The following is a 12,085-nucleotide window of genomic DNA, read 5'->3' on the forward strand; positions in this document are numbered from 1 at the left end:
CCAGGCGATCTTCCGCCAACGAGCCCCTGCCGCGGCCCTTTCTGTTCGACGACCGGCCGCAGACCACGTACACTCTCACCTCGTTGGCCTCCCGCAGGCCGCGCCCGTTCGGTGCACACCAAGCATCCGGACGGATGCGGTACGTTGGGGGACACACAAAGGGTCGTAGCTCAATTGGTAGAGCACTGGTCTCCAAAACCAGCGGTTGGGGGTTCAAGTCCCTCCGGCCCTGCTACACACACCTTCGCCAGGATGTGTGCGCATGTACGTACAGCAATGCACCGCCGTGCGGCTCAGACCGGGCGCGGCACGGCCACGACCCGGAATCAGGTGAGGACGAGTGACGGACGCCGTGGGCTCCATCGACATGCCTGATGCCCAGGACGAGGCGCCGGAGTCCAAGAAGACCCGCAAGGGCGGCAAGCGCGGCAAGAAGGGCCCGCTGAAGCGGCTTGCCCTCTTCTACCGCCAGATCGTCGCGGAGCTGCGCAAGGTCGTCTGGCCGACCCGCAACCAGCTCACGACGTACACGACCGTGGTGATCATCTTTGTCGTCATCATGATCGGCCTGGTCACCGTGATTGACTATGGGCTCAGCAACGCCGCCAAGTACGTGTTCGGCTGAGTCGCCAGCGAAGAGCGCCGAGGTACCCGGCGCTCCTTTCGCATGTTCCACCCCTATGTATCCAGGAAGAAGCAGCCACCGTGTCTGACCCGAACGTGAACGACGCCATCGAGCCGGTCGAGTCCGTCGAGGACGAGCTCGACATCGTCGAGGGCGCGGACAGCGAGGACACCGAGGCCTCCGCCGAGGTCGAGGCTGCCGACGCCGTCGCGGACGACGCCGCCGAAGCGGAGACCGAGGCCGGCGAAGAGGCCGCGGACGAGCCCGAGGAAGAGGTCGAGGACGACCGCGACCCGATCGAGAAGCTCCGCGAGGAACTCCGCGTCCTGCCCGGCGAGTGGTACGTCATCCACACCTACGCCGGCTACGAGAACCGCGTGAAGACCAACCTGGAGCAGCGCGCCGTCTCGCTGAACGTCGAGGACTACATCTTCCAGGCCGAGGTGCCGCAGGAAGAGGTCGTCCAGATCAAGAACGGCGACCGCAAGACGATCAAGCAGAACAAGCTCCCGGGCTACGTCCTCGTCCGCATGGACCTGACGAACGAGTCCTGGGGTGTCGTCCGCAACACCCCCGGCGTCACCGGCTTCGTGGGCAACGCCTACGACCCGTACCCGCTGACCCTGGACGAGATCGTCAAGATGCTCGCCCCGGAGGCCGAGGAGAAGGCCGCCCGCGAGGCCGCCGAGGCCGAGGGCAAGCCGGCTCCGCAGCGCAAGGTCGAGGTCCAGGTGCTGGACTTCGAGGTCGGCGACTCGGTCACCGTCACCGACGGCCCGTTCGCCACGCTGCAGGCGACCATCAACGAGATCAACCCCGACTCGAAGAAGGTCAAGGGCCTCGTCGAGATCTTCGGCCGCGAGACGCCGGTCGAGCTCTCCTTCGACCAGATCCAGAAGAACTAGGTCAACGATCATCCGAAAGAGCCCCTGACCAGCGGTTTCCCGTTGGGCAGGGGCTCTCTCGCGTCCAGGGGGCCGTCACTGGGCCGTGGGTCGCCTCCGGGCCTTGCGATAGACCGCGTCTACGGCCTTCCGGGTCCGGGTCTCGCTGGTCGGCATCAGGTGGGTGTACGTCCGCAGGGTGAACCCGGCATCGCTGTGTCCCAGGTAGGTGCTCACGGCCTTGACGCTCTCGCCCGAGTCCAGGAGGACCGAGGCGTAGAAGTGCCGCAAGGCATGCATGCCGTCTTCGCGGGATTCCTTGTACCGCTCGCCCACGCCGGGCACTGGGATGACGCCAGCGGAAGCCAGGGCAGGCTTCCAAGCGTGGGTGTTGAAGTCGTTCCGGCGGAGCGCCCCTCCCTCCTGGGTGGAGAAGTAGAGGAGCCTGGTCACCGGCGGCCCGTCCGAGCGCAGCCACGGCAAGGTCACCTCGACCGGCGGGAAGGCCGTCATGTGCGTGGCGAGGACAGACGCCACCGAGTCGGGGAGAGGTACGTCACGCAGCTTGTTGTTCTTGGGCGGCGCGAAGATCAGGTGACCGTTCACCAGCTTCACCTGGTGTGTGACATGCAGCACTCCGGACAGCGGGTCCACGTCATCCACGGCGAGCCCGAAGATCTCACCCTGTCGGAGGCCGCAGCCCGCACCCACGTCGACCATGGCCCGGAGCCGATCAGGCATCCCCTCCCGGACCGCGAAGACCCGCTCAGGCGACCAGGGCGTGACTCGTCCGGGGGACGGCTTGGGCGGCCGGACCGAACCAGCACGGCACGGGTTGCGCGCCAGGTAGCCGTCATCTACGGCGGCCGACAGCACAGCCGAGACGTTCCCAAAGATCACCCGCCGATACGAGCTTGCCGCCCCGGTGTCCTCCAGGAGCCGAGCCCAGGAGCGGATGTGCGACGGCTGGAAGGACGCCAGCGGCCGACTGCCCAGGTACGGGAAAGCGTGGAGCCGTAGCCGACTCTCGACCGCCACACGGGTAGCCGGGTCGGTCGTTTGTGACGCCAGCCAGTCTTCGGCGTACTTCCTGAACGTGATCTTCCCGGCGGTCGGGTCGATGTAGTGGCCGCGCGACATGTCGGCCTCGATGTTGGCCAACCAGCGCTCGGCCTCACGCTTCTTTCGGTCCGGGAAGCTCTTGGACTTCTCGGTACCGTCCGGCGCGACGTAGCGAGCCCGATAGCGGAGACCAAGCCCGTACCGGTCTGTCTTGACCTTGGAAGTCTTGCCGTCCGGCCGCGTCTCGGTCTTGTACCAGCGGTCTTGAACGTGTCCGGCCATCAGGCTGCCTCTTCCATCTGGGACTCGACCCAGACGCGGACGTCCTCGGGGTCGAAGCGGAGATGCCGGCCGACGCGGAAGCCGCGCGGTCCGGTGTGCTTGCGGCGCCACTGGTAGACGGTCTCGACGGGGACGCCGAGAAGGTCGGCCAGGTCTACCGGGGTCAGGTAGCGGTCGGGTAGCGAGCGCTTCATGCCCACACCTCCATGTCGTCCATGTCGTGCAGGTCAGCGAGTGCTTCGCGTGCCGTCTCGCGGTTCAGGTGGATGTCTTTTGCGATCGATGCGGCCAGCCAGGACTCACCCGGCGTGTGGCCTTGTCCGGCGTAGGTCCAGTGGGCGAGCACGAGCGTGGAGCCCTCCGTGTCGTCGAGGTCCTCGGAGAGCCCGCGTTCGCGGCGTTCTTGGCGGGCGCGGTAGTCGGCGCGCACCTGGCGTAGGGCGCTGAGGGTGGTGGAGTATCGGCGGGACTTGGTGGAGAAGTGACCTCGGAAGCCGAGCATGTGAGCCCAGCGGGCGAGCATCCGTTCCGGGTAGGCGTCGTCGAGGTCCCAGCACGCTTCGATCAGTCGTCGCGTGTGTGCGGGCAGGGCCAGCTTGTCGAGTTCGGCCAGTTCCCCGATCCGGCGGTCCACGGTGCCGGTGGTCTCGGCCGCCTTGGTGGCGTACTTGGCCACGTACGAGGCCACCGCCTGTTCCGTCAGCTCCTCATGTCCGAGGGCGCCGATCGGCTGAACGTCGACCTGCGAGCCCCACCGCAGCGTGCGGGCAGGGAAGTCGCCGGAGGCGGGCACCGGCACAGAGACCCGTGCGGCAGCCGCCCTGATCGCGTCGTCCAGGAGCGCGACCGTTGCCCATGCGGGCGGGGACGTGTCCGGCCCGTCGGGACCGTCGAGGCGCACCACGGCGTGGAAGTGCACGGAGCCGCGCTTTTGGAACTCGGCGACCTTGCCGAAGGAGACCCGGCATACCTCCCTCAGGGCCGCTTGGGTCAGGCCCGCACGAGCGGCGATCTCCCTGCGGAGGTAGATCGTGAAGCGGCGCCACAGGTCCCCGGCGTGGTTGTTCCACAGCACTGCCCCGGCGTAGTCGTACCGTCCGGGATCGAGTGCCGTGCCGAGCGCCGGGTCATCGTCGGCGTGGGAGCTCCCGCAGCGGCAGCGGCCGGAGTCGGGCCGGTTGTGCACGGGCCCGAACGACGGGGCGGTGAGGGTGGCGAACACCCGGGGGTGATCCCGCACGACCGGAGACACGCCCTTGTTCACGTCGCCGGTGATTCCGGCGCGGATCAGGTGGTAGGTGTCTCCGGCGTAGGTCCAGGCGCAGGCCGGGCAGCGAGAGGCACGGCGGTTGCCGCAGGCGACCCGGAGCATGCCGCCCGGCTCGTGCTCGGTGCTGTAGGAGTACAGGACGTCCCCGGTCTTCGCGTCCCGGGTGACGGTCTGGCCCATGAGGCGGATCGGGTTGGCGCAGCCGCCCGTGCGCTTGATCTGCTCTTGCCACCGGTCGAAGCCCGGTGAGTTGGCCACCCGCAGCAGGTCAGCCAGGGTGATGGGGTCGGTACCTATGGAGGCCGCGACACTGGCCACGGCCTCCGGGGCGACGGGGAAGACCGTCACAGGTACTCCTCCCTCGGGTAGCCGTGACCGAGGGGCGGATACGTGCCGAACAGCTTGGCCTGATCTTCTGCGTAGACCGCGTCGTCGACCACGGTGAAGAACTGTGTTCGCGGCCTCACGTCGTGCCGGTCCAGCCACGTGGCGATCCGGACGGTGCGCTCCTCGTCGGCAGCCTCATGCGCGTGCAGGGGATCTTCGAAGTACGTCACGCGGCAACCGCCAGCGGAGCCGGGGACTGGGCCACGAGCGCGGTGAGGTGGGCGACGTAGGCGGCGTGCCGCTCCCTGGCGCCCTCGCTGATCTCGTCCGGCTCGACCGTGCCGGGCACGTACTCGTCGAGACCGGAGCCTAGGCAGAACGGGCAGAAGACCTCGAACGGACGGTCCTCACCCGCCCAGCCGGAGCCGTCGCACTTGATGCAGTCGCCCCAGGGACGCGAGGTCAGGAAGTACAGGCAGTCAGCCGGGTCAGCGCACTGGGCGCTGCCGCACGCCGGGCAAGCACGCCGAAGTGAGACGCGCGCGACCAGGACAGAAGCAGGCATGATGGAGCTCCCTTCAAGGGGGCGGGAGCGGCGATCTGACTTGGCGGTTGGGCGCCGCTCCCTGCTTGAGAGGAAGGGGTTACCCCCCTTGCTCAACTTGTTGGTACAAGCTTGCGTTGTGATGTGTCCAACGTCAAGAGATTCTGTGCCACATGTACCAACAAGTTGACCGGGTGCGTCATGATGGTAGGTATGAGCAAGCAGCCGAAGTATCGACAGGTAGCGGACGCCCTGCGCCGCGATATCGACATCGGGACCTACGTTCCGGGCGCACGGCTCCCCTCGGAAAGCGAGCTGATGGCCCGCTTCGACGCATCCAGGAACACGGTCCGTGCAGGGCTGAACCTGTTGGTCAGTGAGGGGCTGATCTCCTCAAGCCAGGGGCTTGGGTACGAGGTTCGGAAGCACGAAGTTTTCGTGCTGAACGCCTCGCGATTCGAGAACCTCAACTTCCCGCAGAATGGCGACGCCTACTCCACCGACGTCACGAACGCAGGACGCCGGCCACACCAGACCTTCCGGGTCGAGCTGACCACTGCACCCGAGTACATCGGCCAGCGGCTCAAGGTTGATGTTGGGTCCAGGACCGTACTTCGGTTCTGTCACCGGTTCGTAGACGACGTGCCATGGTCGACTCAGGCTACGCACTACCCGGAATGGCTGATCAAGGAAGCCCCCCGTCTCACCGAGCCTGGCGACATAGCTGAGGGGACGACGCGCTACCTGACAAGCCTTGGCATCGAGCAGATCGGCTACGCGGACGAGATCTCGACTCGCATGCCGACGCCGGACGAGGCCCGTCTCTTGGAGATCGGTGCTGGCGTGCCGGTTCTTCTGTGGACGCGCACGGGCTACTCGAACGAGATGCCGATCCGGTGCACCGTGACCACCCTCCGAGGCGACCTGAACCGCATGAACTACGAGATCGGCGATCTCTCGGCCCGAGACGAGAACGAGCCCCAGTGATAATCCTCCCCGCCGCACCTGATGACCTGGCCCAGCTCTTGGCGTTCCGCGAGGAGGCGGCATCCTGGCTTCGCGAGCTGGGAAGCGATCAATGGAGCCGCCCTTACCCCGCAGATCGTCTCCTGGCCACGATCGAGGCCGGGACGGTGTTCATGGTGCGTCACGGGGAGATGACAGCCGCAACCATCACGCTCACGCCGGAGGCGGAGGAGGGGTTGTGGGCTGAGGGGGAACTCTCCGAGCCTTCGATATTCGTCAACAAGCTCACAGTGTCCCGCCGATACGCGGGTCAGAACCTGGGTGGGCGGCTCCTCAATTGGGCAGGAGATCGAGCGTTCCGAGCATCGGCCAAATGGCTACGTCTTGACGCCTGGACGACCAATGAAGCCCTCCAGCGCTATTACCTGCGACAAGGGTTCAGGCACGTTCGAACCGTCCGCGAAGGTAGCGCCGTCAACGGGGGCCCACGAGTCTCAGGATGGCTTGCCCAACGAGAGGCAAGGCCCGCCGATCATGGCTTCGTAGACCAGACTCCGCCCCCAACGCCGCTGGTCAGCTAGCGCGTTACAGGTTTCTCTACCTCATCAAGCTCCCCGGCTGCGCTCCGCTCCGCCGGGCGCGCTCCCGGCTCCGCTCCGCCGCCGCTCCTGCCTCCGGCCCGCTCCGGCGGGCTGCGCCGACGCGCGCCCACGTATGGATAGGGCCGGTGGTCATGAGTCGATCACCGTTGCGGCATCCGCCACTAGGGGGCCGGTCGACTCCGAGACTTTAGGCAGCCACTTTGGGGCGAGCCTCCAAGATCATGGCCCAAGATCGGGCACTAACGGGCAGGTCCACAAGCCTGCCCGATTCGCGGGTCAGCGTAATGGGCCATGATCACTCGCCCCAAAGCAGCTCCAGCCCAAAGTCTCGGAGCCGACCTCTCGCCGTCGCCGACATGCTCTGGCAGGGGAGAGAGGGGAAGAAGGAGGGGGTGGGGTGGGGAGATGCGAGGCGTCGCCGTGAGCTACAGGCGTGAGTCGGGCCGGGCCGTCCCTGGGCCGTGCGAGGGGAACCGACGTTGACAGATGATGACAACTAGTCCCCGCGTCTGCACTGGTCAGAACCCATGGGACACTGGAGCGGTCCACGTGGGAGACTTGGCGCACCACTTCCAGAAGAACTAGTTCTCAGAACCGGTTTTCTTCCGGACCCACCGCTTCCGCGCAGGTCAGGCGAACGCTCCGGCGCTTGTCTGACCTGCGCGGTTTTTGGCCGCGCATCTATACCCGTTATCGTTGTGCGGTATGCCTGCATCCGGGTGGTCCCCGGACGTGGGCAGGACCCGAATCGAAAGGACCCGGAGAGCTATGCCTCCCAAGAAGAAGAAGGTCACGGGGCTCATCAAGCTCCAGATCCAGGCCGGTGCCGCCAACCCGGCCCCGCCGGTCGGCCCCGCGCTGGGTCAGCACGGCGTCAACATCATGGAGTTCTGCAAGGCCTACAACGCCGCGACCGAGTCGCAGCGTGGCTGGGTCATCCCGGTGGAGATCACGGTCTACGAGGACCGCTCCTTCACCTTCATCACCAAGACCCCGCCGGCCGCCAAGATGATCCTGAAGGCCGCGGGCATCGAGAAGGGCTCCGGCGAGCCGCACAAGACCAAGGTCGCGAAGATCACGCGTGACCAGGTCCGTGAGATCGCCACCACGAAGATGCCCGACCTCAACGCCAACGACCTGGACGCCGCCGAGAAGATCATCGCCGGCACCGCCCGTTCCATGGGCGTCACGGTCGAGGGCTGAGCCCCACCACCATCAGCAGAAGTGGCAGGGCCTGCTCGGCCCGGACCACGACTCCTAAGAACCCACAGGAGCAGTAGTGAGCAAGCGCAGCAAGTCCCTTCGCGCTGCGGACGCCAAGGTCGACCGGGAGAAGCTCTACGCCCCGCTCGAGGCCGTCCGTCTCGCCAAGGAGACCTCCACGACCAAGTTCGACGGCACCGTCGAGGTCGCCTTCCGCCTGGGTGTCGACCCGCGCAAGGCCGACCAGATGGTCCGTGGCACCGTGAACCTCCCGCACGGCACCGGCAAGACCGCCCGGGTCCTGGTCTTCGCGACCGGTGACCGTGCCGAGGCCGCGCGTGCCGCGGGCGCCGACATCGTCGGCGCCGACGAGCTGATCGACGAGGTGTCGAAGGGCCGTCTGGACTTCGACGCCGTCGTCGCCACCCCGGACCTCATGGGCAAGGTCGGCCGCCTCGGCCGGGTGCTCGGTCCGCGTGGTCTGATGCCGAACCCGAAGACCGGCACCGTCACCCCCGACACCGCCAAGGCCGTCACCGAGATCAAGGGCGGCAAGATCGAGTTCCGCGTCGACAAGCACTCGAACCTGCACTTCATCATCGGCAAGACGTCGTTCGACGACAGCAAGCTGGTGGAGAACTACGGCGCCGCGCTGGAGGAGATCCTCCGTCTGAAGCCGTCCGCCGCCAAGGGTCGCTACATCAAGAAGGCCGCCATCACCACCACGATGGGCCCCGGCATCCCGGTCGACCCGAACCGCACCCGCAACCTCCTCGTCGAGGAGGACCCGGCCGCGGTCTGAGCCTGACGGCTCAACCCAACCGGTCACGGGCCCCGCACCTCTCACAGGTGCGGGGCCCGTTCCCTTTTCCGGTACGCGCGTCCGCGGCCTGGGTTAACGTGCGGGAACCGGAGGGGATCGGGGGACGTATGCAGGGCACGACCGTGCGCCGCGTGGGGCTGGTGCTCGCGCTGGTGACAGCGCTGGCCGGGCCGACCGCCTGCACCTCCCCGGACCCCGCCGACCGCCCGGGCGAGGACGACCGTGCCCCGCGCGGCGGCTCCCTGACCGCCCTGCGCTCCGCCGAGCGCGCCACCGAGCGGGCCGGCTCCGCCCGGGTCGAGTCCACGACCACCATGGGCTCGCTGATGTCCATGACCGCCGACGGCACCCTCGGCTGGGGCGACGGCGTCACCGGCACCCTGACCATCACCTACACCGGCGGCACCGTCGCCGACACCATGCGCCGGCTCGGCAGCACCTCGATGGAGGCCCGCTACCTGCCCGACGCCTACTACGCGCGCATGGGCGAGAAGTTCGCCGAGCGGGCCGGCGGCAAGAACTGGATCCGGTACGCGTACGAGGACCTGGAGGCCCTCACCGGCGGCTCCGGATCCCACCTCGGCGAACAGATCCGCAGCAGCACGCCCAACCAGTCCGTGAAGCTCCTGCTGGCCTCCGAGGACGTCCGGAAGGTCGGCGAGGAGTCCGTGCGCGGCCGGCCCGCCACGCACTGGTCCGGCACCGTCGAGACGGCGGACGTCACCGACCCCGCCCTGCGGAAGCGGCTCACCGAGGCCGGCGTCACCACCGAGACCGTCGACATCTGGATCGACAAGCGGAACCTGCTCGTCAAGAAGGTGGAGAAGGCCCGGACGACGACGGGCCCGATGACCCAGACCGCCCACTACGGCGACTACGGCGTGCGCGTCAGGGCCGAGCGGCCCCCGCGGTCCGACACCGGGGACTTCGAGGACCTCGTGCGACAGCGAGACGGAACGCCCTGAAGTCCCGGGAATCCGGATAGATCACTTGTGCCCCTCTGGTATAGGCTCGCGGCCTTGCTGTGCAGCAAGCATGCATTCCTTGGGGGGAATCAATGAAGAAGTCCATACCTGTCGCCGGTCTCGGGGCCCTGCTGCTCGCCGCCGGCGCCGTCGGCTGCGGATCCGAGCAGTCGCCGGAGATGACGCCCGCCGCCGCCGTCGCCAAGGCGGCGAAGAACACGGAGGACATCACGTCCCTCCACTACCGCATGAACGGTACGGCGCCGGAGTCCGGCAAGGTCGAGGGCGAGGCGTCCATGCGCCTGAAGCCCACGATCGCCATGAGCATGAAGGTCTCGGCGTCCGGCCAGGCGGCCACCGCCGGTGAGACCGAGATCCGCCTCGTCGACAAGGCCATGTACATCGGTGGGGGAGCCGAGATGGCCAAGGAGATGGACGGCAAGACCTGGATGAAGTTCGACCTGTCCGGTTCCGACGCCGGCAAGGAGCTGGACCAGCTGGGCTCCACCAGCCAGGCCGAGCAGAACCCGGCGGCGGAGTCCACCTTCCTCACCGGCGCCAAGGACGTGAAGAAGGTCGGCTCCGAGAAGGTCGACGGCGTCGAGACGACCCACTACACCGGCACGGTCACCATCGCCGACCTGCGCGCCTCCCTCAAGAAGGAGGACGCGGAGACCCGCGAGCGGCGCGAGAAGAGCGTCAAGCAGTACGAGAAGATGGGCATCGACAAGCTCACGATGGACATGTGGGTCGACGGCGACGACCGCACCAAGCAGTTCCGGATGAAGGGCGACGCCGACAAGGGCCCGCTCGACATGACCATCACCTTCCTCGACTACAACAAGCCGGTGGAGATCAAGGCGCCGCCCGCCAAGGACGTCGCCGACCTCGCCGACCTGTTCAAGGGCCTCGACGCGAGCTGATCCGTCCGGTCCCTCCGATCCGTCGTACGGGCGGATTTGCTTGACAGCGATTCGTTCCCGTACCCTCCTACAGAAGCCAAAGACCGCTGGTCGTTACCGCGCGCTCGGACGAGGGCGCGGTGGCCGAAGGATCCGCTGAAACGGCGGACGACCCGCGCAGGTGACACAGGAGAAGCTCCCGGAGTCCGCCGCCCCGTGCGTGCGTGAAACCGGTCGAGCTACGCCCCGTGCGCTTGCGCCGGGGCGTTTCGTTTTCCCCAGTCCTCCTTCGGGTCCGCGCGGTCCGAATCACCCGGAAGGAGGCCGAGGCTCATGGCGAGGCCTGACAAGGTCGATGCCGTCGAGGAGATGCGGGACAAGTTCCGCAACTCCAACGGCGCCGTCGTTACCGCGTACACCGGTCTCACCGTGGCTCAGCTCCAGCAGCTGCGCCGTTCACTCGGTGAGAACGCTCAGTACCGTGTGGCGAAGAACACGCTGACCAAGATTGCGGCCAACGAGGCCGGGATCACCACGATCGACGACCTCTTCACCGGTTCGTCGGCCGTCGCCTTCGTGACCGGTGACCCGGTCGAGGCGGCGAAGGGTCTCCGTGACTTCGCCAAGGACAACCCCAACCTCGTCATCAAGGGCGGCGTCCTTGACGGCAAGGCGTTGTCCGCCGATGAGATCAAGAAGCTTGCGGACCTCGAGTCCCGCGAGGTTCTGCTCTCCAAGCTGGCCGGTGCCTTCAAGGCGAAGCAGTCCCAGGCTGCCTCCGTCTTCCAGGCGCTGCCGTCGAAGCTCGTCCGCACCGTGGACGCGCTCCGTGCCAAGCAGGACGAGCAGGGCGGTGCCGAGTAACTCGGCTCGCATCCCGGCCGCCGCTGCCTGAACGCGGCGACCGTAGCGGGCCACACGTACGCCCGCCTCACATGTACATCCGGCACCTGCCGATTTAGTGGAAGGACCGCCATCATGGCGAAGCTCAGCCAGGAAGACCTGCTCGCGCAGTTCGAGGAGATGACCCTCATCGAGCTCTCCGAGTTCGTGAAGGCGTTCGAGGAGAAGTTCGACGTCACCGCCGCCGCGGCCGCCCCGGTCGTCGTCGCCGGTGGTGCCGGTGCCGCCGCCGGCGCCGAGGCCCCGGAGGAGAAGGACGAGTTCGACGTCATCCTCTCCGGCGCCGGTGACAAGAAGATCCAGGTCATCAAGGTCGTGCGCGAGCTCACCTCCCTGGGCCTGAAGGAGGCCAAGGACCTGGTCGACGGTGCGCCGAAGCCGGTTCTGGAGAAGGTCAACAAGGAGGCCGCCGACAAGGCCAAGGAGGCCCTCGAGGGCGCCGGTGCCTCCGTCGAGGTCAAGTAAGACCTTTCGGATCCGCCAGGATCCACTCCACGTCCACCTGGACGTGTAACGCGTAAGCGCCGAGGAGCGATCATCCATCCGGGTGGTCGCTCTTCGGCGTTTCAGGGGTCCGGCCACGGTTGCCTTGCACCCTCGGTGGCGGGGGGTATGGTGATCTTCGTCGTGTCTCTGGGACGGCCCCGGTTCGGGCAGGGGGGCCTTGACGAACCGCACGCAGCGCGCAATTCTCAGGACGCGTCGTCACAAGGATCCGAATCCGAGG

Annotated in this window: 15 protein-coding genes and 1 tRNA gene; 11 read left to right on the top strand and 5 right to left on the bottom strand. The window is 67.2% G+C overall.

Translation table 11 applies throughout. The features are described 5' to 3' along the window. Positions 1-159 precede the first annotated feature (159 nt). The 3 genes from ABZ948_RS26485 (at position 160) to nusG (ending at position 1,530) form a co-directional block, all read left to right on the top strand. A tRNA-Trp gene (locus tag ABZ948_RS26485) sits at positions 160-232 on the top strand. Positions 233-340: 108 nt separating this feature from the next. Beyond that, positions 341-625: a preprotein translocase subunit SecE gene (gene secE / locus ABZ948_RS26490; protein WP_030839741.1), complete on the top strand. Its 285-nt coding sequence runs from the start codon at positions 341-343 to the stop codon at positions 623-625. An 80-nt stretch (positions 626-705) separates the two neighbouring features. Next, entirely contained in the window at positions 706-1,530 is an 825-nt protein-coding gene (gene nusG, locus ABZ948_RS26495) for a transcription termination/antitermination protein NusG (protein ID WP_359763530.1), read from the top strand. A gap of 75 nt (positions 1,531-1,605) precedes the next feature. Here nusG and ABZ948_RS26500 read toward each other — a convergent pair whose 3' ends face one another. Genes ABZ948_RS26500 through ABZ948_RS26520 form a run of 5 tightly spaced genes read right to left on the bottom strand, consistent with a single transcriptional unit; the run spans position 1,606 to position 5,015 of the window. Beyond that, the gene (locus tag ABZ948_RS26500; protein ID WP_359763532.1) at positions 1,606-2,853 is read right to left on the bottom strand and encodes a tyrosine-type recombinase/integrase; all 1,248 of its coding nucleotides are present in this window, start codon (positions 2,851-2,853) and stop codon (positions 1,606-1,608) included. Continuing rightward, positions 2,853-3,047 carry a helix-turn-helix domain-containing protein gene (locus ABZ948_RS26505; protein ID WP_359763534.1) on the bottom strand — a complete coding sequence of 65 codons (195 nt, stop codon included), beginning with the start codon at positions 3,045-3,047 and terminating at the stop codon, positions 2,853-2,855. The genes ABZ948_RS26500 and ABZ948_RS26505 overlap by 1 nt, the downstream gene beginning before the upstream one ends. Beyond that, complete coding sequence (gene repSA, locus ABZ948_RS26510) at positions 3,044-4,441, bottom strand: replication initiator protein RepSA (protein WP_359763596.1); 1,398 nt, start codon at positions 4,439-4,441, stop codon at positions 3,044-3,046. The genes ABZ948_RS26505 and repSA overlap by 4 nt, the downstream gene beginning before the upstream one ends. Before the next feature lie 26 nt (positions 4,442-4,467). Next, positions 4,468-4,680: a hypothetical protein gene (locus ABZ948_RS26515; RefSeq protein ID WP_359763536.1), complete on the bottom strand. Its 213-nt coding sequence runs from the start codon at positions 4,678-4,680 to the stop codon at positions 4,468-4,470. After that, on the bottom strand, positions 4,677-5,015 hold the full coding sequence (locus ABZ948_RS26520; RefSeq protein WP_359763538.1) for a hypothetical protein: 339 nt from the start codon (positions 5,013-5,015) through the stop codon (positions 4,677-4,679). Before ABZ948_RS26520 ends, ABZ948_RS26515 begins: the two co-directional genes overlap by 4 nt. A 192-nt stretch (positions 5,016-5,207) precedes the next feature. Between ABZ948_RS26520 and ABZ948_RS26525 the strand changes: the two genes are divergently transcribed. From ABZ948_RS26525 to rplL, 8 genes are all read left to right on the top strand, one after another. Next, positions 5,208-5,981: a GntR family transcriptional regulator gene (locus ABZ948_RS26525; protein ID WP_359763539.1), complete on the top strand. Its 774-nt coding sequence runs from the start codon at positions 5,208-5,210 to the stop codon at positions 5,979-5,981. Continuing rightward, positions 5,978-6,541, top strand: coding sequence for a GNAT family N-acetyltransferase (locus tag ABZ948_RS26530; protein WP_359763541.1), 564 nt, complete (start codon positions 5,978-5,980; stop codon positions 6,539-6,541). Before ABZ948_RS26525 ends, ABZ948_RS26530 begins: the two co-directional genes overlap by 4 nt. A 789-nt stretch (positions 6,542-7,330) precedes the next feature. Next, positions 7,331-7,765 (top strand): 50S ribosomal protein L11, encoded by a 435-nt coding sequence (gene rplK, locus ABZ948_RS26535; protein WP_003992325.1) that lies wholly within the window; start codon positions 7,331-7,333, stop codon positions 7,763-7,765. 76 nt (positions 7,766-7,841) lie between these two features. Next, positions 7,842-8,567 (top strand): 50S ribosomal protein L1, encoded by a 726-nt coding sequence (rplA, locus tag ABZ948_RS26540; RefSeq protein WP_030233947.1) that lies wholly within the window; start codon positions 7,842-7,844, stop codon positions 8,565-8,567. A gap of 128 nt (positions 8,568-8,695) precedes the next feature. Beyond that, entirely contained in the window at positions 8,696-9,553 is an 858-nt protein-coding gene (locus tag ABZ948_RS26545; protein ID WP_359763544.1) for an SCO4651 family lipoprotein, read from the top strand. A 92-nt stretch (positions 9,554-9,645) separates the two neighbouring features. Next, positions 9,646-10,476, top strand: coding sequence for an SCO4651 family lipoprotein (locus tag ABZ948_RS26550; protein WP_359763546.1), 831 nt, complete (start codon positions 9,646-9,648; stop codon positions 10,474-10,476). A gap of 312 nt (positions 10,477-10,788) precedes the next feature. Next, on the top strand, positions 10,789-11,319 hold the full coding sequence (gene rplJ / locus ABZ948_RS26555; protein WP_031118800.1) for a 50S ribosomal protein L10: 531 nt from the start codon (positions 10,789-10,791) through the stop codon (positions 11,317-11,319). A 114-nt stretch (positions 11,320-11,433) separates the two neighbouring features. Then, the gene (rplL, locus tag ABZ948_RS26560; RefSeq protein ID WP_031118799.1) at positions 11,434-11,823 is read left to right on the top strand and encodes a 50S ribosomal protein L7/L12; all 390 of its coding nucleotides are present in this window, start codon (positions 11,434-11,436) and stop codon (positions 11,821-11,823) included. Positions 11,824-12,085 lie beyond the last annotated feature (262 nt).

It is taken from the genome of Streptomyces olindensis, assembly GCF_040645895.1.
GTDB lineage: Bacteria > Actinomycetota > Actinomycetes > Streptomycetales > Streptomycetaceae > Streptomyces > Streptomyces olindensis.